A 22887-nucleotide genomic window follows, 5' to 3' on the forward strand; every position below is an offset into this window, starting at 1 on the left:
CCACTGCCGCTGTAGAGATTTCGCTACTATTTATATAGCTTCTCGCGCCTACCAGATAAGCGCCAGAGGCTATTTAGGCCAAAAATCAGGGCGGCGTGAGCGTGCGCACCTTCTCGGCCAGCCGCTGCTCCACCGAGGGCGACACAAACTTGGTCACCTCGCCGCCGAGCACGGCGATCTCGCGCACAAAGGTGCTGCTGATGAACTGGTACTTGTCGCTGGGGGTGAGGAACACGGTTTCCACCTGCGGCATCAGGCTGCGGTTCATGCCCGCCAGCTGGAACTCGTAGTCAAAGTCGGTCACGGCGCGCAGGCCACGCACCATGGCCTTGCCTCCACGCTCCACGACAAAGTCGCGCAGCAGGCCCGAGAAGGCCTCGACCTGCACTTGTGGGTAGTTCTTGACCGCCTCGCGGACCATGTCGATGCGTTCTTCCAGGGTGAACAGCGTCTTCTTGTGGTGGCCCGCAGCCACGGCCACGATCACGCGTTCGAACAACTGGGTGGCCCTGCGCACCACGTCTTCATGGCCCAGCGTGATGGGGTCAAAGGTTCCGGGGTACACGGCGAGCACGTTCTGGGCCATGGCTGGTTGTCTCCTGTCTGGCTGTATAGACGTTGGCCCGGGCCCTGGGAGCGGATGAACCACCCGTGCCGCAGGGCCTGCGGGCCGCGTGCGCGCATTATGCAGTGCACTGCAACATGAACCGGCGGGCCGCCCTCTCCCAACGAGATCACACCACCGCAATCCCCTGCAGTGCCACGTTGCCCGGTGCCAGCAGCATCAGCCGGGCCACCAGCGCCACCAGATCCTGCTGGCGCTGGGTGCGCGTCTTGGCCAGCAGCGCGCTCATCTGCGTGCGCACGGTCGAGATGCGCGAGCCGCGCGCGTCCGCAAAATCCTGCGGGGTCTGGCCGCGCATCAGCGCCAGCAGCAGGTCGGCCTCGGACGGGCTCAGGCGGTAGGCCTGGCGGGCCAGGGCGACGGCGGCCTCGCTACACAGGCTGCGCTCCAGCACCACCCAGGCGATGCCTGGCGCGCGGTGGCACAGGCCCAGCGCAGCCAGATCGCTCAGGGGCAGCGTCACCAGCAGCAAGCCGCCCTCGGTGCCGGGCAGCTCCACACAGCCGCTGCGGCCCTGCAGCGATTGCTGGAACAGCGCGCGCAGCGCGGCATCGGCCGTGCTGGCCAGCACCGGGCGGCGCAGCAGCGTGCGCAGGGCCACGCTTTCGGGCCGGGCGCTCAGCAGCCGGGCGCGTGCATTGGCGTGCAGCAGGCGGCCGGCGGTGTCAAAGAACAGCAGGCCCATGGGCATCTGCTCCATCAGCGACTCCAGGCCCTGGGTGCGCGCGCGCAGCGCCACCATCTCGCGGTGCAGAAAGGCCGCGCGCTGCACGCCGCCAAACTCTGCGCGAAAACGCGCGACTTCCTCCGGTGTGAAGCCCTCGTCGTCCCCCTGGCGGTACACCGACATGAACAAATTGCCCACCGGGTGCGACGCGCCCTGGCTGCCGCCAAACATGCGGGTGCCGATGCCGTACTCGCGCAGGAAGTCGCTGTAGATCTCGCTGCGGCGAAAGCCGCGCGTGGCGTGCACGGGCGCGTCCGTGGCCACCCAGGTGCCCGACGGGCCCGTGCGCGCACGCTGCGCCATGGCGTCGTCCCACAGCGGGTCTTGCAGGCGAAAGTGCGTGGCGTAGCGCTGCGCCGCCTCGGGCGTCACGCCCATCGCCAGCAGCGCGGGCGCGCCGTCGCTCGATGGCGACTGCAGCCAGTAGTCCACCTCGGGGTGCGCGGCAAACTCCGCGCCCCACTGCGCCAGCTGGTCCAGATCGCTGGCCAGAAAGGCGCCGCCGAGCAGGTCCGCGCGAAAGCTGGCGGCGTAGCGGGCCAGCGTGTCGCCAAACCGGGTGCCGTCCGACACCGATGCCAGCAGATCGCAAAAAGCAGGATGCAAACCCATTCCCTTTATGCAAAGCCTGCGCCCGCCGGAATGCTGCCCCAGCGTTTGCCCCTGCCCGTTACCTTTTGCAAAAGGCAGGCAGGCGGGCCGGACGCAGGCACCCGGCTTCGCACAGGCCATGTGTTTCATAGAACGCGGCGGATCGTAGGAGCCGCCCCTGGCTGCCGTCATCATCTACCCGAATGAGAACATAGCGAGCGAGGCTCCTCCAGGTAGCGGATGGGCAAGGGCGCCGGGGCTTTCTACAGTCCCTGCGTGTCGCCGCTCGCGCCAGCGGGCGGCATGGTCCATTTTTTTCCAAGCCTCGCACCCATGAAACTCCGCCGCCGCATTTTCCGCGTTGCCCTGTTCCGCTCCGTGTCCGTCAGCGCCTGCCTGGCCGCAGGAAGCGCCCAGGCCCAGTGGGCCACCATCAACACCATCAGCAACCCGCCCGGCGCGTTCACCATTACCTGCACCGATTTCCCGGTGCCCGGCCCCCAACAGGTCTGCGCCGTTTCGCCGCCACTCCCCGTGGGCAGCACGGTCCGCGGCAACTGCGGCGGCAACGTCCGCATGGTCGATGACCCGGCCCGCCCCAACACCTGGCTGTACCAGGTGGGCCCCCGGCCCGCCAACCCACCCACGGCCACCTGCGACTTCACGGTGAACGCGCCCAACGTTCCCCCCGTCGGCGCCACCGCCGTGCCCACCCTGGGTGAATGGGCGCTGATCCTGCTGTCGCTCGCGGCGGCCATGCTGGGCATGGGGGCACTGCGTCGCAAGAAGTTCTAAGGTTTTTTGGGCGCCAGCGCTTATCCATCAAGCGCTAATAGCTACACAAAACATAGCAAATCCACGCAGCGCCGTCGCTCATCGTCGTTCATGTGAACGATGGCGGCTGCCGGGCCACAGCCTACGATCCGCAGCCCACCCCAGCCCGGCCTGCACCGTTCCTTCCTTGTGATTCCCCGTCCGCCCCAGCCCACTCCCACCACCGTCAGCGACGCGCTGTTCGACACCCAGGCATGCCTGAACTGCGGCGCGGCGCTCTCTGGCCCGTTTTGCGCGCAGTGCGGGCAGAAGAAGGCCGCGCGCATGGGCAGCAGCACCGTGCGCAAGGAAGCGTGGGAGCGTTTTCGCTGGTTTGAATGGAACACCCTCCGCAACGCACTGCGCGTGCTGCCCCAGCCCGGCACCACCGCACGCGAATACGTGCTGGGCCAGCGCAAGGACCACCCCCACCCGCTGACCCTGCTGTGCCTGGCCATCGGCTTCCTGCTGATCGTGCTGGGCCACACCGACTACTTGCGGCCCGAGCTACCCAGCGAAGAGGCGCAGCGCATGGTCGCTCTGGTCACGGGCTACTCCAAGTGGTCGTTCTCGCTGGGCGCGGTGGCGGCGTTTGCCAGCATGTGGCTGGTGTTCCGCCGGTGGGGCTACAACGTGGCCGAGCTGCTGACCCTGGCACTGTATTGCCAGGCGGTGTTCATTGCGCTGCAGATGGTCAACCAGCTGCCGCTGGTGCTGGCGTCGTCGCCCGAGCTGTTCAGGTGGCACAAGGCCTGGTCTCCCTGGTACATGACGGCGCTGCAGACGCTGATGCTCATGGTGGCGCTGCGGCAGTTTTTGGTGCTGGATTGGCGGCGTGATGGCTGGCGGCTGCTGCTGGCCGGTGCGCTGTTCGCGGCGCTCAAGTGGCAGGCCACCCAGCTCTATGCCCGCGCAGTGGTCGAACTCGTGCTGTGGCAAATGGGCGCGTGAAAAGCGTGAACAAGTTCATGAAAACCTGTCGGGCCGCAGCCACATCCTTCACCTGAATGATGTTGCGGCGCAGGCATCAACCCTACCATCCGGCGCAGTTCATTCAACCTGATGAGGAGCACCCATTGAGCGGTGAAGAGCGGGACCCGCAGCCTGTGGGAATACCGGGTTTCGAGACCCTGATGGCCGAAAGCCTGGAGGCCCTGGGCGAGCCCGGCATGGTGGAGCGCCTGCTGCACCGCGTGGGCGAATCGCTGGGCAGCCACAAGGTGGTGCTGTTTTGCCCCCTGCCCGGCTCGGACGACCCGCTGGCCGCCTACCAATGGGGCATGCCCGATGATTTTCTGGCGCGCTATGCGAACCTGATCCAGGGCAGCGATGCGTGGAGCGAAGCGCTCGTGCGCCAGCAGGGTGAGGCGCTGGCACGCGGCGGCTCGCTGAGCCAGCAGCTCGTCAGCACCCCAGCCCTGCGCCGTGGCGCGTTCTATGCCGACTACCTCAAGCCCCTGGGCATCGATGCCATGGTCAACAGCATTGTGGAGGCCTCGCCCGAGGTGGGCATGCACGTGCTGGCGATGTACAACGACCTGGGCCAGAGCGAGTTCACCCCCGAACAATTTTCCCGGCTGCGCGCCGTGACGCCCTGGGTGCGCAGCCTCATGCGCGCCCAGCGCCGTCTGCAGCAGGCCCGCCGCCACAGCAGTGCGCTGGAGCGCACGCTGGACCAGCTGCCGCTGGGGCTGATGCATGTGAACCAGCGTGGCGAGGTGCGCTACCTGAACGAACACGCCCGCGCCTGGCTGGGGGTGGAGGACGAATGCCGCATCCTGCTGCGCAACGCCACGGGCTGGCAGGCGCGCCAGCCCTTGCAGCTGGCGCAGATCCACCCCGGGCTGACGCCACTGCTCTCCGCCAGCCTGAGCACACGCTCGCCCGTCTCGGCCCGGCTGCAGACCCAGCACGACACCGCGCCGGGGACGCTGGTGGCACTGGCCGCGCCGCTGCGCAATGGCCCAGGGCCCGCCGCCGAGCCGCTGGCCCAGTTCATCCTGGTGCCCGAGGCACCACCCCACGCGGGCGCCACGGTGTCGGTGTGCAGCGCGCTCTATGGCCTGACCCCCGCCGAAGCCGCCCTGCTGCCCCTGCTGCTGCAGGGCATGACCCCGCGCGAAATGGCCGACAACCGGCACGTGAAGATGCCCACCGTGCGCTCCCAGCTGGCCAGCCTGTACGCCAAGACCGGCACACGCGGCCAGGCCGAACTGGCCCAGCGCGTGCTGCGCGTGGCGGCACTGGTGACGGCATGAGACACCCCCCTGAGTCGCCTTCGGCGCCTTCCCCCCGCTCTCGCATGGCTGCGCCATGCGGGCAGGGGGACGCGGCCCTCACTGCGGGGCGGCCCTTGCTCGGCCGCCCTGGCTTGGGGCGCGACAGTATCGACGGCTGCGCGCAACACGCAGCGCAACCGGCCACCGCATTCACTGATCCCAACCCAAGGAACCCATCCCCATGAAACACCGCATTGTTCGCCCTGTCGCCTTCGCCTGCGCCACCATGCTGGGCCTGGCCGTGGGCGGCCTGGCCATGGCCCAAAAGACGGCTGCCGTGGCCAAGCCCAGCAAGGCCCAGCTGGCGGCCGAGCTGGCCGCTACGCTGCAGGCCTGCTCGTACGACGGCAGCCCACTGGCCTTCTCGCCACCCGACCTGTCCAAGGGCGGCGGCACCGGCAAACAGGTGGTGGCCGAGATCATGAAATACACCGGACTGCCCGCCAACTTTGTGGTGGTGGAGGGCAAGGTGCCCAACGCAGCGGCGGTGATCATGCAGGGGCCTGACAAGGTGCCGCGCCGCGTGATTGCCTACAACCCGGCCTTCATGGGCGAAGTCATTCAGGCCACCAAATCCAACAACTGGGCGCCCGTGAGCATCATGGCCCACGAGATCGGGCACCACCTCTCGGGCCACACCATCGTGCCCGGCGGCAGCCAGCCACCCATCGAGCTGGAGTCGGACAAGTTCAGCGGCTTTGTGCTCTACAAGATGGGCGCGCCGCTGGCCGATGCCCAGCGCGCCATTGCCACGCTGATCCCCGAGAAGGACGGCGAAACCCACCCGGGCCGCAAGAAGCGCCTGGCCGCCATTGCCAGCGGCTGGACAGAAGCCTGCGAGCTGCAAGGCGGTGGGCCGCAGTGCTCTGGCGGATTGCCGGTGCGCACCGCAGCGGCTGCCCCCGCTGCACCGGCACCGGCTGCCGCATCGCCCGCCCCGGCACCCGCCACCACGGTCGCCAAGGCGCCAGCGCCCACGGCAGCACCGGCGGTCCCCTCGGCCAAGACGCCCGCCCCAGCCCTGGCCGCCGCTGCCGAAACCCTGCCCAAGGCAGACGCGGCCGCCATCCCGTCCAAGGGCACACAGTTCATCTACGACGAGTTCGGCATCCTGGACCCGGCCATCCGCGCGCAGTTTGAAAAGCAGATGTACGAGCATGCGCAGAAAACGGGCGTGGAGATCGTCACCCTGCTGGTGAAGGACCTGGGCGGCAAGAGCGCCAATGAATATGCCCACGCCATGATGCGCCAGCTGCGCGTAGGCAAGCTCGATGTGGGCAACGGCGCCGTGCTGGTGGTGGCGCCCGAGCAGAACCAGGCCGCCGCCGTGCTGGGCGCGGGCGTGGCGCTGGAGATGGGTGGCCACCAGGACAAGGCCGAGCAGCTCAAGCGCTGGATCAGCACAGCCTGGCCGCTGTGCAAAAAGAAGAACGCCTGCGGGGGCTGGACGGAAACCCTGATGCTCGCCGCCGACCACCTGCGCCGCGATACCAGCCACGCGGACTGGACCATCGCCTACCAGTCGCTGGGCGACATTCAGAAGGCCGATGCCGCAGAAAGCGGCAAGGTCACCAACCCGAAGGACAGCAAGGTCTGGCGCAAGATCGTGCGCCTGTCGGGTACCGTGGAAAGCCTGAACCCGCCCACCGGCAACAAGGCGGCCTGGGTGAGCGATATCAAGGTGAAAAACGGCAAGCAGGCCGTGCTGCTTCGCAGCGCCGAAGGGTTCACGGCCATGCTCTACGTAGACCCGCGCACCGCCGCCCTGCAACCTGGCGGCAAGCTGGAACAGGGCAGGGTGTACACGGTGATCGCCCGTGCGGACTGGATCTCGGGCAACCCCCAGCACACGCAGTCGCTGGATGTGCTGAGCTACGCCGTCACGGAGTAAGCCGCAGGCCCACCGCATGTCAGCCACGACCCTCACCATGCTCCTGGCGGGCGCTGCCAATCTGCTGCCCGCGCTGTTTTTCATGTTTACGGCACTGCTCGGCAGCAACGGGATGAACTCCACCCAGGGCGGAAAGCTGCTGGGCGCCTTGGCCGTGCTGCTGGTGCTGGGCTGGCTCGCCGCGCTGGGGCTGGCCCGCCACCTTGCCCACTGGGGCCAGGCGCGCGGCTGGTCCACCGTGGTCAGCGTGGCAGCGGCCAGCGGAGGCGCGGTAGTCGCTTTCACCGTGCTGGCGCTGCTGTCCACCCTGGCAGCGCTCCTGTGGGTGGGCGCATGAGCTCCGTGCACTCCCCCTGAAAAGAGAAGAACGCCAGAAAGAAGGCCCCCCCCCATGCCCCCCCCCCCGCACAAGCCCTTGTACAACACCACCCTTGCACTGCTGGCCGCACTCACCCTGCTGGCCGCCGGGACACACACAGCCCACGCCGCCGAACACTTCTGCGGCCAGACCTCTGCCCACCCCATCGACAAGGCCCTGGCTGCGGCCGCCGAACGCAGCGGTGGCGTGACGGTGGACCTGCGTGACGCGCAGTCGGCCGCCTACGCCGCGTGGGACAAGGAGCTCAACCGCGTCTACGCCCAGGCCCTCAAGGCCGCTGGCCCCGCACGGCGTGACGCCCTGCGTGCGGCGCAGCGCGCATGGCTGGCGTTCGACACCGCGCAGGGCCAGTGGGACGCCATGCTGCATGCCGACCAGGGCACATCGGCCGCGCTCAACATCGCCGGTGCCGCGCTGGAACGCCGACGCGCGCGGGTGTGCGACCTGAGCAGGGACCTGCAAAACCTGAAGGATTCGGAATGATGCGCCGCACACTCCTGCGGCTGCTGCCCGTGCTGGCACCCGGACTGGCCCACGCGCAGGACCACCCCACGGTGTGGCTGCGCGTGCGCAACAACAGCCAGGAGGTGTTCGAGCATGTCTGGCAAGGCCTGCCGCGCACCCGCAGCGATGTGGACCTGGGCCCCTTGCGGCCCGGCCAGACCAGCCGGTGGCACGCCGTTCCGGCCACGCTGGCGCACTACCGCAAGACGCGCATCCAGCTGGCCCAGCGCCAGCTCACCGACGTGACCGACACCTCCTTCCCACAAGGCCGCGCCACCCTGGAGCCGGGCCGCTACACCTTCGCCTACACGCTGGAGAGAGATGCACTGCGGTTGACGGTGATACCGGAAGCCGAGACCACCGCGCCGGACAGATCACATCAAAAACAATAGCGGCTAGCGTTTATCAGATAAGCGCTAGAGCCCAATTTCATTCAAAAAATGGCATCCATGAACACCCTCAGCACCTTGCACCCCGTCCGCATGGCGCGGCTCACGGCCCTGGCGGCCGCCCTGTTTGCGGCGGCCTGTGGCGGCGGGGACGCCAACGAGGCTCCCACTCCCACTCCCACGCCAGCCCCAGGCACGGCGCCCGCACCAGGGCCCACGCCGGAACCCCCACCACCGCCCCCGCCGGCCCCCACAGCACCGCCGGTGAAGCCCCCGTCTGCACCACCCCCATCGCCGCCGCCGTCGCAGCCACCTCCAGCGCCCCCCCCGCCCAGCGCGGGATGGAGCGTGGTTTCAGTGAACTCCCTGCTCGCGCCCCTGGCCATCGCCAGCGACCTGACCCCCAACCCCGGCCGGGGCTACTACCAGTGGCGCTCGGACCCGGGTGACGTGCCGCTCGCACAATCGGCACCACCCCAGGCCGCCTACCAGCGCTACCTCTGGAAAGACCTGGAAGGCAACACACCCGGCCAATACACCCTCGGCAACCTGGTGGCCGCGCGCGATGCCGCCCGGGCCGCTGGGCGGCAGTTTGCGTTTCGCATCCAGGCCATGCGTGGCTACGGCACCAACACGCTGGACGTGCCCACCTACCTGCACGGTGCGGGCACGGCGCAGCCGCAATGCTCCGCACCCAACCCCGCCTGCGTGTGGGCGGCCCCGATGCCCGCCCCCACCCCGCCCGCGCCCGCATTGCCTCCCACGCTGGTGCCCAACTGGAACCACCCCTATGTGCTGGAGCGCATGCAGGCCCTGCTGCAGGCCGTGGCCGCCGCGCTGGGCGACACGTCGGACCTGGCCTGGATCGACGTGGGCCTGTACGGGCAGTACGGCGAGTGGGCCATGAACACCACCAACGTGGTCTACACACCGGCCCTGGAAACCCAAGGCATCACCCCGGCCTCCAACGCCACCAAGCGCAGCATTGCGCAGATGCATTTCGACAGGTTCCCGGATGCGCAGCATGCGATGTTCATCCCGCATGCCAACCTGGACACGCTGCAGTACGCGTTCTTCCAGCAGACCACCACCACGCTGCCGGTGGGCCTGCGCTGGGACTGCCTGGCGCAGGACGGCTTCATGAAGCAGTGGACCGATCGCCCGGGCGACTGGGCACAGATCTCGGACCGCTGGAAGACCGCCCCCTGGATCGCGGAGTTCTGCCCCTTCGGCCCCGGCGAGTCCAAGACCAACGCCGCCACCGCGCTGCAGCAGGTGCGCGACTTCCATGTCTCCACCGTGGGCAATGGCAACCTGAACGCGCCGTGGTCCAGCTTTACGGGCACCGAACAGGCCCACCTGGCGGCCGTGGGGCGCGAGGCGGGCTACCGCTTTGCGCTGGGGCCCATCACTGTCACGGCCCCCACGCCCAGCACGGTGCAGGTGCAGGTGCGCGTGGACAACACGGGTAACGCACCGCTCTACACCCCTTGGCAACTGCAGGCTCAGCTGCGCGATGGCACCGGCCAAGTGGTGGCCAGCCGGGAGCTGCTGAGCACCGCCCAGGCGCGTGCCATTCTTCCGGGTGTGCCCGCGCAGATCAACACCACCTGGACCTTGCCGAGCCCACCTGCGGGCAGCTACACGGTGCACCTGGCCTGGGTGCGCCAGCCCACGCTGGCGGGGCTGCCGCAGACGCTGCGCTGGAACATGGCGGGCATCGAGGCCGACGGCAGCATCCGGCTGGCGACGTTGAAAAGGTAGGTCGCTGCGGGTCTGCGGCCCTGCGTGCTTCAGGCGCTGCGCTGAAGCAGGTGCGCGTGCACGGCGCCGGCCTTGAGGTGGCGGTACAGCACCAGGCCACTCGCTGCCAGCTCCTCGTCCGTCCAGGCGCGGGGCGCTTCGAGGTAGACAAAGCCCTGGGCGGCCACAGCCTTGGAAGCGGCCTGCAGGGCAGCGACGAACAGGTCGCTGTCAAACGGCGGGTCCAGCAGCACCAGGTCGATGCTGGCGGGCGCCGCCTGTTTGAGGGCGGCAATCCCGTCGCCACGCTGCACGCGCACGGCCGTGGCCGAAAGGCGCTGCTGCAGGGTGTGCAGCTGGGCCACCAGAGCGGCATCGCTTTCCACCAGCTGCACGGCGGCCGCTCCACGCGACGCGGCTTCAAGCCCCAACGCGCCCGTGCCCGCAAAGGCATCCAGGCAGCGCCAGCCGGTCAGGTCCTGGCCCAACCAGTTGAACAGCGTTTCGCGCACGCGGTCGGGCGTGGGGCGCAGGCCGGGGCGCTGGGCCACGGGTAGGCGGGTGCGTTTCCATTGCCCGCCAATGATGCGGATTTCGCCCGCGCCCTTGGGCGCTGCTGCGGCAACGGCCTTGTCCTTGGGCGCGCCCTTTTTGCCAGCGGCAACCGCCGGGGTGGCCGCTGCGGCCTGGGCTTTGCGGATCTCGGCGTTGATGGCGGTGGTTTTCAGGGTCGAGCGGCTCATGGCTTGCCCCCCACCACCACGGTCACCATGCGTTCGGGTTGCAGCTTCTTGGCCATGGCCGTGCGCACGTCGGCCACGGTGAGAGCTTCGACCTTCTTCGTCCACTGGTCCAGGTAGTCCAGCGGCAACTCGTTCCAGGCGATGTTGGCCACGTTGCCCAGGAGCTTCTTGTTGCTGTCGATGCGCAGCGCAAAGCCGCCGATGAGGTTGTCCTTGGCGGCACGCAGCTCGCCCTCGGTGGGGCCTTCGGCCACAAAACGTGCGATCACGTCGCGCGAAACCTTCACGGCCTGGGCCGCCTGGTCGGGGCGCGTCTGCAGGCCCACGGTGAAGGCGCCGGCGTGCATGCCAGCGGCAAAGTAGCTGTACACGCTGTAGCTGAGGCCGCGCTTTTCACGCACCTCGTTGGTCAGGCGCGAGACAAAACCGCCGCCGCCCAGGATGTGATTGCCCACCAGCAGCGCCACAAAGTCCGGGTCGCGCCGCTGGAAGCCCGGCTGGCCAATCAGCACATGGGCCTGGGCCGAGGTGAAGGGGATGTTCTGCTCGGCGGGTGCAGCGAGCGCTGCGATCTCGCCCACGGGCGGCAGCGGCGCGCAGCCGGTGCTGGCGGGAAGGCGCGACAGCAGCGTGGCCACCAGCGCCTGGGCCTGTGTGCGCGACACGGCGCCCACAATGCTGACCTTGGCGCGGCAGGCGCCGATGTGCTGGGTGTGAAACGCCTGCATGTCGGCCACGCTGATGCGCGCCAGCGTCTCTGCGGTGGTCTGCACGCCGTAGGGGTGGCTGCCGTACACGGCGGCTTCAAACGCGTGGTTGGCCACGGTGGCCGGGCGTGTCAGCGACTCTTTGATGCTGGCGCTCCAGCGGGCGCGGTCGCGTGGCCACACGTCGGCCGGAAAACTGGGCTCGCCGATCTGGCGCGCGGCCAGACGGGCGGCCTTATCGAGCAGCGGCGGGTCGGTGAGCGAGCGCAGTGAATACTGCAGCCTGTCGTTGTCGGCGGCCACCTCGAAACTGGCGCCCAGGTCGGCCCAGGCCTCGCCCAGGCCGTTTTCGTCCAGCGCGGGTTCGGTGCTGGTGTCGCGCCCGGCCTTCACGCCCTTGCTGGCCATGGCGGCCACAGCGCTGGCCAGGCCCGACTGGCCCGCCGGGTCGCGGCGGCTGCCAGCATCAAAGTCGATCTGCACGTCCACCATCGGGATGACCGGGCTTTCGACCAGGTAGACCTTGGCGCCGTTCCCCTCCGTCCAGTGCTGGATGGGCAGCAGCGCCCAGGCAGAATTTGAATAAAAAATGGCTCCAGCGCTTATCAGTAAAGCGCGAGCAGCTATGTTTTTAATAGTAATCATGGAATAGGGCGCAAAGCGGGTTCAGTGGCGGGACGCACCGGGTGCGGGCTGTGCGCGGGGGCGGGGGGAATCCAGCGGCTGGGGCAGCAAGGTGGCCACCGTGAGCTGGTCGTCGCCAAAATATTTGGCGGCCACGGCCTGCACCTGGGCGGGCGTCACGGTGCGCAGCAGCTCCAGAAGGCGTTCGTTGGCGTCGAGCGGGAAGCCCTGAATCCAGTTGCCCCCCAGCTCCTGCGCCTGGTTCATCACCGAGTCGCGTTCGTACACGGTCGAGGCGATCCACTGCGTCTTCACGCGGGTCAGCTCAGCCTCGCTGACCCCATCGCGGGCGACGCGGGTGACCTCGGCGCGCAGCGCGTCTTCCACCTGCTGGGCCGTCTTGCCGGCAGCGGGCACACCGCTGAGCATGAACAGGCTGGGGCCACGGCCCGTGACCATGGCGCCGCTGCTGGCGCTGTCGGCCACGCGGTGTTCGCCCTGGGTCAGCGCACGGTCGAGCCGCGCGCCGTCGTAGCCGTTGAACACCGCCGACAGCACCATGAGCGCCAGAGCGTCGCGGTCGGTTTCGGTCAGGTTCTCCACACGGTTCAGGCTGGGCGCACGAAACGCCAGCGCCACGTAGGCCTGCTCGGCCGGGGCCTTCACGGCAATGCGGCGCAGGCCCTGCTGCGCGGGCTCGGTGCGGGGCTTGCGCTCGGGCAGCGCGTGGGCGGGCAGGCTGCCGTAATACTTCTCGGCCAGTGCGCGGACCTGGGCCACGTCCACATCGCCTGCCACCACCACGGCGGCGTTGGTGGGCGTGTACCACTGGCGGTAGAAGGCGCGCGCATCATTCGGTGTCATGGCATCCAGGTCGCTCATCCAGCCCACGATCGGTCGGCGGTAGGGCGATGCGGTGAAGGTGGCGGCAAACAGCTGCTCGGCCAGCATGGCGCGGGGCTGGTCTTCGGTGCGCAGGCGGCGCTCTTCCTTGACGACCTCCAGCTCCTTCCTGAACTCGTCATCCGGCCAGTGGTTGTTGGCAAACCGGTCGGATTCGAGCTTCATCACATCTTCGAGCCGGTTGGACGGGATCTGCTGGTAGTAACCCGTGTAGTCGCGGCTGGTGAATGCGTTTTCGCGCCCGCCCAAAGCCGCCACACGCCGCGAGAACTCGCCCGGCGGCAACGTCTTGGTGCCTTTGAACATCATGTGCTCCAGCACATGGGCCACACCCGTGGTGCCATCCACCTCGTCCATGGAGCCCACGCGCACCCACACCATGTGCACCGCAGTGGGGGCACGCCGGTCGGGCTGCACGATAAGCTGCATGCCGTTCTTGAGCGTGAACTGCTGCGCGCCAGAGGCCGTGGCGGACGGCGTGGTGGAAGGCGCAGCGGGGGGTTGAGAGGCGGGAGGCGTTGCCGCAAAGGCAGCCCCGGACGAGAGGCAGGCCAGCAGGCCCAGTAGGGTGAAAGCACGTTTCATAGAATGGATGATTCTAAGAACCCTCCAATGTTCAGTTTTTTCAAGAAAAAGCCCGCCGCTCCGCCATCGACGCCTGCACCGTCCGATGCGCCCTCCCCGGCCGTTTCGCACGGCGCTCCGGCGCCTGCCGCCCCCCACACCCCGGTCGTGCCAGCGGCGACAGCTGCGGTGGCGCAGCCGCCGTCTCCGGCTACTTCGCCCGCCCCGGCACCCGTGCCCGCGCCACCGCCCGTCGAAGCCCCGGCTGCAGCACCGGCAGCGTTTGGCTGGCTGCGCAACCCGTTTGCCCCCAAGGCGCCCGAGGCAGCTCCGGCGCCCACGCCCGTAACAGCGCCAGCCCCACCGCCTGCGCCAGTGCCAGCCGCAGCGCCCCCAGCCACACCCGTTCCCACACCTGTGCCGGTGGCAGCCCCGGTTCAGGCAACTCCTGCGGCACCCGTGCCGGTGGCAGCCCCCGCCATCGCTGCCCTAGCACCCGCTTCCGCACCGGCAGCCGCCCCCACGGAACGCAAGGGCTGGCTGGATCGCCTCAAGGCCGGCCTGCGCAAAACCGGCAGCAGCATCACCACGGTGTTCACCGGCACGCAGATCGACGATGCGCTGTATGAAGAGCTGGAAGAGGCCCTGCTGATGGCCGACACCGGTGTCAAGGCCACCACCCACCTGCTGGCCGACCTCAAGCGCCGCGTGAAGGAGGCCAAGGCAACCGACCCCGCCGCCGTCAAGGGCCTGCTGGCCGATGCACTGACCGACCTGCTGCGCCCGCTCGAAAAAGCCCTGGTCATCGGCGAACACACACCCACGGTGATCATGGTGGCGGGCGTCAACGGCGCGGGCAAGACCACGTCGATTGGCAAACTCACCAAACACCTGGCTGGCGAAGGGGCGGCCGTGCTGCTGGCGGCGGCCGACACCTTCCGCGCGGCAGCGCGCGAGCAGCTCGGCGTCTGGGCCGACCGCAACACGGTCGAAATCGTGAGCCAGGAAGGCGGCGACCCGGCCGCCGTGAGCTTTGACGCCGTCACGGCCGGCAAGGCGCGCGGCAAGGATGTGGTGCTGGTGGACACGGCGGGCCGTTTGCCCACCCAGCTGCACCTGATGGAAGAGCTGAAAAAGATCCGCCGCGTGGTGACCAAGGCCGACGCCACGGCGCCGCACGAGGTGCTGCTGGTGATCGACGGCAACACTGGCCAGAACGCCCTGGCCCAGGTGCGGGCGTTTGACGACGCGCTGCAGCTCACAGGCCTCATCGTGACCAAGCTCGATGGCACGGCCAAGGGCGGTGTGCTGGCCGCCATCGCGCAGGAGCGCCCGATTCCGGTGTATTTCATCGGCGTGGGCGAAAAGCTCGAAGACCTGGAAACCTTTAACGCGCGCGAGTTCGCGCAGGCGCTGCTCACCTGATGCAGCCCGGCGGTCCGGGCCGCCCCCTTCCCCCGCCAGCGTGATCCATGGCCCCTTCGGGGGCCATTTTCACGTTTACGAACTGCGGCAATTCCCCCATGATGGGCTTCCCCCTGGAAAGGCACGGAGGCCCATGTTCATTGAGCTGGTCAAAGGTGTTGCCCTGCTGTTGGCGCTGTGCTTTCTGCATGGGTTCAACATCCGCGTCTGGCGCCAGCATCCGCGCACCGGGCAGGTGTTCTCGGGCATTCTTTTTGGCACCATCTGCGTGGTGGGCATGCTCACACCGGTGGTGCTGATGCCCGGGGTGATCTTTGACGCCCGCTCGGTGGTGCTGAGCATGGCGGGTCTGTTTGGCGGCCCTCTGGTGGCCTGCATCGCCGCCGCCATGGCCGCCACCGGCCGCCTGTGGCTGGGCGGCGCGGGGGCAGAGGTGGGCTTGATGGTGATCGCACTGTGCACCGCACTGGGCCTGGTCTACCGCGAGGGCCGGGCGCGTGGGCGCCTGGGAGTCGAGCCCGTGACGCTGGCGCTGTTCGGGCTGCTGGTGCACACCGCCGTGCTGGCGGTGTTCCAGCTGCTGCCGACCGAAGTGGTTCAGCGCGTCAACCAGACCCTGGCCCTGCCCTTTCTGCTGACCTTCACACCCGCCACGGTGGCGCTGGGCCTGCTGCTGCACGACGTGGAAGAACGCCTGGCCACCGAACGCGCACTGCACGGCACGGCCGCCCGGCTTCGGGCCATTGCGCAGGCCATTCCCGACGTGCTGCTGGTGCTGGATGCCCAGGGGCGCTATGTGGAAGTGCTATCGCCCGACGACGCCCCGCTGGCCGCCAGCCCCGCCCAACTTGTGGGCAAGCGGATGCATGACGTGCTGCCCGCAGAGGAGGCCGACAGATTTGTGGAACTGATCCGCAGCACCTTGCTGTCGGGCCAGACGCAGAGCGTGGAATACGAGATGCAAACCCTCTCGGGCACGCGGCAATTTGAAGGGCGCGCACAGCCCCTGGGGGTGACAGTGGGTGGCCAGGCGGCCGTGGTCTTCCTGGCGCGGGACATCACCCAACGCAAGCGCGCCGAAAGTGCGCTGCGCGAGTCAGAGCTTCGCTTTCGCTCGCTGCTGCGCAATATCCCGTCCATCTCGGTGCAAGGCTATCTGGAAGATGGCACCACGAGCTACTGGAACCAGGCCTCCGAGGAGCTGTATGGCTACACGGCCGAGGAGGCACTGGGCAGCAACCTGCTCGACCTCATCATTCCGCCCCCCATGCGCGACGCCGTGCGTGAACACGTACGCCACATGTTCGCCACGGCCGAGGTGATTCCCGCTGGCGAGCTGCAGCTGCAGCGCAAGGACGGTACGCCCGTGCATGTCTTCTCCAGCCATGCCTACATCCGGGTGCCGGGCCACCCACCGGAGATGTTCTGTATCGACATCGACATCTCGGGCCGCAAGGCGGCCGAGGACGAGGCCCGCTACCTGGCCTTCTACGACGCCCTCACGCAGCTGCCAAATCGGCGCCTGCTGGTAGACCGTCTGCAGCAGGTGTTGGCCAGCGGCGCGCGCTCGGGCTTGACCACAGCCGTGCTGTTTGTGGACCTGGACAACTTCAAGACCCTGAACGACACCCGGGGCCATGAGGTGGGCGACCTGCTGCTCAAGGAAGTGGCCCTGCGCCTGCGCGGCTGCGTGCGCGAGCAGGACACGGTGGCCCGGCTGGGGGGCGACGAGTTTGTGGTGGTGCTGCAGAACCTGAGCAGTGACCCGCCGGAAGCCGCCGCCCAGGCGCGCACGCTGGGCGAACTGATCCTGGCCCAGCTGCGCCAGCCCTACGATCTGGCCGGGCATGAACACCACTTCACAGCCAGCATCGGGGTGACGCTGCTGCGCGAGCACCGTGACTCGGTGGACGAGGTGCTCAAACAGGCCGACATGGCCATGTACCGCGCCAAGGACGCGGGCCGCAACACCCTGCGCTTTTTTGACCCTGACATGCAGCAGGCCGTGAACCGCCGCGCGCTGCTGGAAACGGAGCTGCACAACGGCCTGCGCCAGTCGCAGTTCCTGCTGCTGTACCAGCCCCAGGTGAACGCGCAGGGGCGGGTTACCGGCGCAGAGGCGTTGGTGCGCTGGCAACACCCCGCGCACGGCATGGTGCCGCCATCGGAGTTCATCCCGCTGGCAGAGGAATCCGGCCTCATCCTGCCCTTGGGTTATTGGGTGATGGAAACCGCCCTGCGCCAACAAGCCCGGTGGCGGCTGGACCCGGCAATGGCCCACCTGAGCCTGGCCATCAACGTCAGCGCGCGCCAGTTTCTGCAGGAAGACTTTGTGGCACAGGTGCTGGCCTTGCTGCAGCGCACTGGCGCCGACCCGGCGCACATCAAGCTGGAGCTGACCGAAAGCCTGCTGCTGGACAACGTGGACAGCGTGATCGCCACCATGCGCGCACTCAAAGCCCAGGGCCTGGGCTTTTCGCTGGATGACTTTGGCACCGGCTATTCGTCCTTGAGCTACCTCAAGCGCCTGCCGCTGGACCAGATCAAGATCGACCAGGGTTTTGTACGCGACGTGCTGCTGGACCCCAGCGACGCGGCCATCGCACGCTCCATCATCGCGCTGGCCGGCAGCCTGGGTCTGGACGTGATCGCCGAGGGGGTCGAAACGGCGGCGCACCACCAATTTCTGCTGGCGCACGGCTGCAAGGCGTTTCAGGGCTATCTGTTTGGCAGGCCGATGGCGCTGGAAGACTTTGATCGGGTCGCGCGGGAGGTGCTGGGCCCGGAAGGCACCTCCAGCTGACCTTGGGCCGGTATCGGGATTGCATTCAAGGTACCGCGCAGAAGTGCCGATAACCAGGGGCCACGCCAGCCCGCACCGCGCCGGACCTCCGTGGAAACCATGGAGGTGCCCCATGAGAATCGAGTCGTCCACCCTGCAGATGCAGTCCCAGCATGTCGCCACGCGCATGCACAGCCAGACAAGCCGCCTGGAAATGTGGGTGGGCGACCGCCCCGCCAGCACGCCCCTCGCCCGCCAGGCACCGCCGCTGCAAATCTCCACCGCTGCCCGCCTGGCCCAGGCCGCCCATGCACCCCATGTGGCCACCACCTCGGTCGAGCCTCTGCCGGAGCGCGCCCGCGACGAGGGCCTAACGCCCCAGCTCGCCATGATCCGCGATCTGATCGAACGCATGACCGGGGTGCTCGTCCGCGTCTATGCCGGGCCGCAGTCCACCGACGCGCCCGCAGCTCCCCCGCCCCCCTTGGCCCCAACGAACAGCATGGCCGCAGCCCCGCGCCAGCGCGCGGGCTTTGGCCTGATCTATGAGCAGCGCGAAGTGCTGGAAGAAGCCGAGCGCACCCAGTTCGCTGCAGCGGGCACGGTGCGCACCACCGATGGCCGGGAGATCCGGTTCACGCTGCAGCTGGATATGCAACGCAGCTACCGCGAGGAATCCTCCGTGAGCCTGCGGCTGGGCGACGCCGTGGCGGTGGACCCGCTGGTCATCAACTTCGACGGCACCGCCGCCCAATTGCAGGACCTGCGCTTTGCCTTCGACCTGGACGGCGACGGGCAGACCGAACAAGTGCCGCTGCTTGCCGGCAACCGGGGTTATCTGGCGCTAGACACCAACCAGAACGCGCGCATCGACAGCGGCCTGGAACTCTTCGGCCCGGACACGGGCAACGGCTTTACAGAACTGGCCCGGCATGACAGCGACGGCAACGGCTGGATCGATGAGGCCGACCCGGTCTTCCATCAGCTGCGCGTGTGGACCCCGAATGCAGATGGCAGCGGTAGCCTGCAGACCCTGGAGGAACTGGGCGTGGGCGCGGTGCAACTCACCGCCCAGGCAACGCCCTTCGCCCTGCGCACGGCGGACAACCACAGCCTGGGCGCCGTGCGCTCCGCCAGCATCTACCTGCGAGAAAACGGCAGCGCGGGCACGGTGCAGCAGATCGACCTGAGCGTGTGATCGCGATCCGAGAGTTTGAGCGACCCGTACCAGCGGCCGAGACGTCGGCAAACTGGGGAATGCCCAAGCTTCATGCCAGCACCGTAGCGTCGGCCACCTGCGCATCCACCCAGTCAGCATATTCCGCGGACCCCTGCAGCGCGTGCGTGACCAGCTGCGGCAGCGCATAGGGATGCTGCGCCCGCAGCAGCGCCAGCAAAGGGTGCAGCGCACGGGGCACGGTCTTGCACACCAGCCGGAGCTCGCGGTCCTCCTGCAACGCGCCCTGCCAACGAAAGTAGGCCGTGATGGGCTCCACCTGCACACAGGCCGCCAGCCGCGCCTGCAACACCAGCTGCGCCAGCCGCCGCGCTTCCGCTTCGGTGGCCACCGTGGTAGTGACAACGAGAATGTCGCAAAGTGCGGTCGGCTCAGTCATGCGCGTCTCCCGAAGGCGTTGGGCGGTGCAGTCTGCCATAGCGGGGGATGCAATGCCAGCGGCGCGAAAACCGCTGGATCATGAAAAGACTGCTCTATTTTTCGCAACAATCGCAAAAAACTTGGCTACAAAGGGCTGGAACCCCGTACCGGGAACACGCTCTGACAACGAGATATTGGATTCGCCGCGACCTCTGCAGCCATCAAATTCCCCTTTGAATCAATGGCTTAGCACAACCATCCTGCCATAGCGCCTTCTGATTCCTGGGCCGATGGCCCAGGCGACTGTCGATGTGCACTGAGCGTTGTACTGCCGAATTTGAGAAATCAACCGCTTAGAACGACACGAGGTGCATACCTTTGTACTTTTTATTCCCTCAGGGTTGTACTTTTCCGATCGGTCTTCACTGAGTCTTGTATTTTTCGTGCAGGTCAATTCGTTGCGCCTTCCGCACAGGATTTTTCCACTCTGCACTGTGCTTAAACGCTTGCCGCAAAGGCCTTCGATTTGGCCTTGCGGCGGCTTCAGGCTGATCTGAGTCATCCTCAGGTGCTGGACTGAGCGACCGCTTCGGCCGCAAATGGACGATGGACTAAACCGCTCGCGCGGTAGGCCGCCGCGAAGGCCCTGACGCCAAGTAAACATCGCGCCCCTGTCTATGTTGGCGAGCGAGACAATCGGCCTCGTTCTTGGACAGGAGCGCGATCATGATCCCTTCGACCCCCTCCATCTCGACGCTGCGCAAATACCGGCTGAGAAACACCACCTAGTTGGCGGCAAGGCAGCCGTCCAACTTCTGGGGGTCAGTTCAAAACTGGGGCGATTCAGGACAGCATTTGGCAAGGGAGAACTGCTGGTGTTCGAGCATAGGTCGGCGGTTGCCTCTCTGAGCCCAGGCGGACACTGTGAGTGTCTCAGCTCCAAAGAATCTCGTACTCCCAAAGCAAAAAACCCCAGTCTTTATGAGACTGGGGTTTTCTGGGCTGTAAGAGCCTGACGATGACCTACTTTCACACGGGAACCCGCACTATCATCGGCGCAAAGTCGTTTCACTGTCCTGTTCGGGATGGGAAGGAGTGGTACCAACTTGCTATGGTCATCAGGCATAACTGGGTGCTGGGCTGTTCGAGGAACAGCTCGGCGAATTCATAGAGTTTGGAATCAGATTTTTGTGTTTTTTGACTGCGTCAACTTGGCATAACAATCTTTGAGCTTTTCACACATTCCTTACGGTTTGCATATTGGCTATCAAAGTTATAGGGTCAAGCCGCACGAGCAATTAGTATCAGTTAGCTTAACGCATTACTGCGCTTCCACACCTGACCTATCAACGTCCTGGTCTTGAACGACTCTTTAGGGGGCTCAAGGCCCCGGCAGATCTCATCTTGAAACGAGTTTCCCGCTTAGATGCTTTCAGCGGTTATCTCTTCCACACTTAGCTACTCGGCAATGCCACTGGCGTGACAACCGATACACCAGAGGTGTGTCCACTCCGGTCCTCTCGTACTAGGAGCAGGCTTCCTCAAATCTGCAGCGCCCACGGAAGATAGGGACCAAACTGTCTCACGACGTTTTAAACCCAGCTCACGTACCTCTTTAAATGGCGAACAGCCATACCCTTGGGACCGGCTACAGCCCCAGGATGAGATGAGCCGACATCGAGGTGCCAAACACCGCCGTCGATATGAACTCTTGGGCGGTATCAGCCTGTTATCCCCAGAGTACCTTTTATCCGTTGAGCGATGGCCCTTCCATACAGAACCACCGGATCACTATGTCCTGCTTTCGCATCTGCTCGACTTGTCAGTCTCGCAGTTAAGCACGCTTATGCCATTGCACTATCGTCACGATGTCCGACCGTAACTAGCGTACCTTCGAACTCCTCCGTTACGCTTTGGGAGGAGACCGCCCCAGTCAAACTGCCTACCATGCACTGTCCCCGATCCAGATAATGGACCTAGGTTAGAACCTCAAACACACCAGGGTGGTATTTCAACGTTGGCTCCATGAGATCTAGCGACCTCACTTCAAAGCCTCCCACCTATCCTACACAGATCTGTTCAAAGTCCAATACAAAGCTACAGTAAAGGTTCATGGGGTCTTTCCGTCTTTCCGCGGGGAGATTGCATCATCACAAACATTTCAACTTCGCTGAGTCTCAGGAGGAGACAGTGTGGCCATCGTTACGCCATTCGTGCAGGTCGGAACTTACCCGACAAGGAATTTCGCTACCTTAGGACCGTTATAGTTACGGCCGCCGTTTACTGGGACTTCAATCAAGAGCTTGCACCCCATCATTTAATCTTCCAGCACCGGGCAGGCGTCACACCCTATACGTCCACTTTCGTGTTTGCAGAGTGCTGTGTTTTTATTAAACAGTCGCAGCCACCGATTTTTTGCAACCCCGTTGGGCTCGCCTTGTACAGGTTCACCTACTTGGGGCATACCTTCTCCCGAAGTTACGGTATCAATTTGCCGAGTTCCTTCTCCTGAGTTCTCTCAAGCGCCTTAGAATACTCATCTCGCGCACCAGTGTCGGTTTGCGGTACGGTCGTCAATAGCTGAAGCTTAGTGGCTTTTCCTGGAAGCAGGGTATCACTCACTTCGTCTGCAAGCAGACTCGTTATCACCCCTCATCTAAGCCCGGCGGATTTGCCTACCAGGCACGACTACAGGCTTGAACCAACATATCCAACAGTTGGCTGAGCTAACCTTCTCCGTCCCCACATCGCACTATTGATCGGTACAGGAATATTGACCTGTTTCCCATCAGCTACGCATCTCTGCCTCGCCTTAGGGGCCGACTCACTCTACGCCGATGAACGTTGCGTAGAAAACCTTGCGCTTACGGCGAGGGGGCTTTTCACCCCCTTTAACGCTACTCATGTCAGCATTCGCACTTCTGATACCTCCAGCATCCGTTACCAGACACCTTCACAGGCCTACAGAACGCTCTCCTACCACGTGCAATAAATTGCACATCCGCAGCTTCGGTAACTGGCTTAGCCCCGTTACATCTTCCGCGCAGGACGACTCGATCAGTGAGCTATTACGCTTTCTTTAAATGATGGCTGCTTCTAAGCCAACATCCTGACTGTTTTAGCCTTCCCACTTCGTTTCCCACTTAGCCAATTTTAGGGACCTTAGCTGGCGGTCTGGGTTGTTTCCCTCTTGAGTCCGGACGTTAGCACCCGGTGCTCTGTCTCCCAAGCTGTACTCGTCGGTATTCGGAGTTTGCATAGGTTTGGTAAGTCGCCATGACCCCCTAGCCTAAACAGTGCTCTACCCCCGACGGTAATACTTGAGGCACTACCTAAATAGTTTTCGGAGAGAACCAGCTATTTCCAAGTTTGTTTAGCCTTTCACCCCTATCCACAGCTCATCCGCTAGTTTTGCAACACTAGTCGGTTCGGACCTCCAGTACCTGTTACGGCACCTTCATCCTGGCCATGGATAGATCACTTGGTTTCGGGTCTACACCCAGCGACTGATTCGCCCTATTCGGACTCGATTTCTCTACGGCTTCCCTATTCGGTTAACCTTGCCACTGAATGTAAGTCGCTGACCCATTATACAAAAGGT

The 22887-nt window shown here is 65.8% G+C and carries 17 protein-coding genes and 2 rRNA genes (1 of these 19 running past the window's edge); 11 read left to right on the top strand and 8 right to left on the bottom strand.

Annotation, left to right across the window (positions count from 1 at the left end; genetic code table 11):
* Positions 1-85: 85 nt before the first annotated feature.
* Both coaD and ACT89O_RS19260 read right to left on the bottom strand, forming a co-directional pair.
* Positions 86-586 (bottom strand): pantetheine-phosphate adenylyltransferase, encoded by a 501-nt coding sequence (gene coaD / locus ACT89O_RS19255; protein ID WP_055395514.1) that lies wholly within the window; start codon positions 584-586, stop codon positions 86-88.
* Between the two features lie 148 nt (positions 587-734).
* Positions 735-1964 carry a helix-turn-helix transcriptional regulator gene (locus tag ACT89O_RS19260; protein WP_487260884.1) on the bottom strand — a complete coding sequence of 410 codons (1230 nt, stop codon included), beginning with the start codon at positions 1962-1964 and terminating at the stop codon, positions 735-737.
* Positions 1965-2276: 312 nt separating this feature from the next.
* Here ACT89O_RS19260 and ACT89O_RS19265 point away from each other — a divergent pair, with 312 nt between their 5' ends.
* The 8 genes from ACT89O_RS19265 (at position 2277) to ACT89O_RS19300 (ending at position 9962) form a co-directional block, all read left to right on the top strand.
* Entirely contained in the window at positions 2277-2738 is a 462-nt protein-coding gene (locus ACT89O_RS19265) for an IPTL-CTERM sorting domain-containing protein (protein WP_487260885.1), read from the top strand.
* Between the two features lie 168 nt (positions 2739-2906).
* Positions 2907-3707, top strand: coding sequence for a hypothetical protein (locus ACT89O_RS19270; RefSeq protein ID WP_487260886.1), 801 nt, complete (start codon positions 2907-2909; stop codon positions 3705-3707).
* A 125-nt stretch (positions 3708-3832) separates the two neighbouring features.
* Positions 3833-5014: a helix-turn-helix transcriptional regulator gene (locus ACT89O_RS19275; protein ID WP_487260887.1), complete on the top strand. Its 1182-nt coding sequence runs from the start codon at positions 3833-3835 to the stop codon at positions 5012-5014.
* A 202-nt stretch (positions 5015-5216) separates the two neighbouring features.
* Positions 5217-6926: a TPM domain-containing protein gene (locus ACT89O_RS19280; protein WP_487260888.1), complete on the top strand. Its 1710-nt coding sequence runs from the start codon at positions 5217-5219 to the stop codon at positions 6924-6926.
* 16 nt (positions 6927-6942) lie between these two features.
* Positions 6943-7263 carry a hypothetical protein gene (locus tag ACT89O_RS19285; protein WP_306554689.1) on the top strand — a complete coding sequence of 107 codons (321 nt, stop codon included), beginning with the start codon at positions 6943-6945 and terminating at the stop codon, positions 7261-7263.
* Between the two features lie 54 nt (positions 7264-7317).
* On the top strand, positions 7318-7788 hold the full coding sequence (locus tag ACT89O_RS19290; protein ID WP_487260889.1) for a lysozyme inhibitor LprI family protein: 471 nt from the start codon (positions 7318-7320) through the stop codon (positions 7786-7788).
* A complete protein-coding gene (locus tag ACT89O_RS19295; protein ID WP_487260890.1) occupies positions 7788-8201 on the top strand; it encodes a hypothetical protein in 414 nt (137 codons plus the stop codon). Before ACT89O_RS19290 ends, ACT89O_RS19295 begins: the two co-directional genes overlap by 1 nt.
* A gap of 57 nt (positions 8202-8258) precedes the next feature.
* Positions 8259-9962: a DUF4832 domain-containing protein gene (locus tag ACT89O_RS19300; RefSeq protein WP_487260891.1), complete on the top strand. Its 1704-nt coding sequence runs from the start codon at positions 8259-8261 to the stop codon at positions 9960-9962.
* Between the two features lie 29 nt (positions 9963-9991).
* Here ACT89O_RS19300 and rsmD read toward each other — a convergent pair whose 3' ends face one another.
* From rsmD to ACT89O_RS19315, 3 genes are read right to left on the bottom strand one after another with little or no spacing between them, the layout of a single operon-like run.
* Positions 9992-10684, bottom strand: coding sequence for a 16S rRNA (guanine(966)-N(2))-methyltransferase RsmD (rsmD, locus tag ACT89O_RS19305; RefSeq protein WP_487260892.1), 693 nt, complete (start codon positions 10682-10684; stop codon positions 9992-9994).
* Complete coding sequence (locus ACT89O_RS19310) at positions 10681-12036, bottom strand: M16 family metallopeptidase (protein ID WP_487260893.1); 1356 nt, start codon at positions 12034-12036, stop codon at positions 10681-10683. Before ACT89O_RS19310 ends, rsmD begins: the two co-directional genes overlap by 4 nt.
* A gap of 21 nt (positions 12037-12057) precedes the next feature.
* Positions 12058-13503, bottom strand: a complete 1446-nt coding sequence (locus ACT89O_RS19315; RefSeq protein WP_487260894.1) for a M16 family metallopeptidase — start codon at positions 13501-13503, stop codon at positions 12058-12060.
* Positions 13504-13530: 27 nt separating this feature from the next.
* Here ACT89O_RS19315 and ftsY point away from each other — a divergent pair, with 27 nt between their 5' ends.
* The 3 genes from ftsY (at position 13531) to ACT89O_RS19330 (ending at position 18887) form a co-directional block, all read left to right on the top strand.
* Entirely contained in the window at positions 13531-14907 is a 1377-nt protein-coding gene (gene ftsY, locus ACT89O_RS19320) for a signal recognition particle-docking protein FtsY (protein ID WP_487260895.1), read from the top strand.
* Positions 14908-15040: 133 nt separating this feature from the next.
* Entirely contained in the window at positions 15041-17710 is a 2670-nt protein-coding gene (locus ACT89O_RS19325; protein ID WP_487260896.1) for an EAL domain-containing protein, read from the top strand.
* A 112-nt stretch (positions 17711-17822) separates the two neighbouring features.
* Positions 17823-18887 carry a hypothetical protein gene (locus ACT89O_RS19330; RefSeq protein WP_487260897.1) on the top strand — a complete coding sequence of 355 codons (1065 nt, stop codon included), beginning with the start codon at positions 17823-17825 and terminating at the stop codon, positions 18885-18887.
* Between the two features lie 70 nt (positions 18888-18957).
* On the opposite strand, the gene cutA is transcribed toward ACT89O_RS19330, so the two are convergent.
* The 3 genes from cutA to ACT89O_RS19345 form a co-directional block, all read right to left on the bottom strand.
* Positions 18958-19305 carry a divalent-cation tolerance protein CutA gene (gene cutA / locus ACT89O_RS19335; RefSeq protein ID WP_487260898.1) on the bottom strand — a complete coding sequence of 116 codons (348 nt, stop codon included), beginning with the start codon at positions 19303-19305 and terminating at the stop codon, positions 18958-18960.
* 991 nt (positions 19306-20296) lie between these two features.
* Positions 20297-20409: ribosomal RNA gene (rrf, locus tag ACT89O_RS19340) — 5S ribosomal RNA — on the bottom strand.
* A 154-nt stretch (positions 20410-20563) separates the two neighbouring features.
* A 23S ribosomal RNA gene (locus tag ACT89O_RS19345) occupies positions 20564-22887 on the bottom strand (it continues 555 nt past the right edge of the window).

The sequence above is a fragment of the Acidovorax sp. NN32 genome (genome assembly GCF_057597245.1).

Excerpts from the sequence above, each read along its gene's own strand:
- ACT89O_RS19295 (WP_487260890.1), top strand. The coding sequence starts at position 7,788 with ATGCGCCGCACACTCCTGCGGCTGCTGCCCGTGCTGGCACCCGGACTG.
- ACT89O_RS19265 (WP_487260885.1), top strand. The coding sequence starts at position 2,277 with ATGAAACTCCGCCGCCGCATTTTCCGCGTTGCCCTGTTCCGCTCCGTG.
- ACT89O_RS19315 (WP_487260894.1), bottom strand. The coding sequence starts at position 13,503 with ATGAAACGTGCTTTCACCCTACTGGGCCTGCTGGCCTGCCTCTCGTCC.
- coaD (WP_055395514.1), bottom strand. The coding sequence starts at position 586 with ATGGCCCAGAACGTGCTCGCCGTGTACCCCGGAACCTTTGACCCCATC.
- ACT89O_RS19280 (WP_487260888.1), top strand. The coding sequence starts at position 5,217 with ATGAAACACCGCATTGTTCGCCCTGTCGCCTTCGCCTGCGCCACCATG.
- rsmD (WP_487260892.1), bottom strand. The coding sequence starts at position 10,684 with ATGAGCCGCTCGACCCTGAAAACCACCGCCATCAACGCCGAGATCCGC.
- ACT89O_RS19285 (WP_306554689.1), top strand. The coding sequence starts at position 6,943 with ATGTCAGCCACGACCCTCACCATGCTCCTGGCGGGCGCTGCCAATCTG.
- ACT89O_RS19290 (WP_487260889.1), top strand. The coding sequence starts at position 7,318 with ATGCCCCCCCCCCCGCACAAGCCCTTGTACAACACCACCCTTGCACTG.
- ACT89O_RS19260 (WP_487260884.1), bottom strand. The coding sequence starts at position 1,964 with ATGGGTTTGCATCCTGCTTTTTGCGATCTGCTGGCATCGGTGTCGGAC.
- ACT89O_RS19300 (WP_487260891.1), top strand. The coding sequence starts at position 8,259 with ATGAACACCCTCAGCACCTTGCACCCCGTCCGCATGGCGCGGCTCACG.
- ftsY (WP_487260895.1), top strand. The coding sequence starts at position 13,531 with ATGTTCAGTTTTTTCAAGAAAAAGCCCGCCGCTCCGCCATCGACGCCT.
- cutA (WP_487260898.1), bottom strand. The coding sequence starts at position 19,305 with ATGACTGAGCCGACCGCACTTTGCGACATTCTCGTTGTCACTACCACG.
- ACT89O_RS19310 (WP_487260893.1), bottom strand. The coding sequence starts at position 12,036 with ATGATTACTATTAAAAACATAGCTGCTCGCGCTTTACTGATAAGCGCT.
- ACT89O_RS19330 (WP_487260897.1), top strand. The coding sequence starts at position 17,823 with ATGAGAATCGAGTCGTCCACCCTGCAGATGCAGTCCCAGCATGTCGCC.
- ACT89O_RS19325 (WP_487260896.1), top strand. The coding sequence starts at position 15,041 with ATGTTCATTGAGCTGGTCAAAGGTGTTGCCCTGCTGTTGGCGCTGTGC.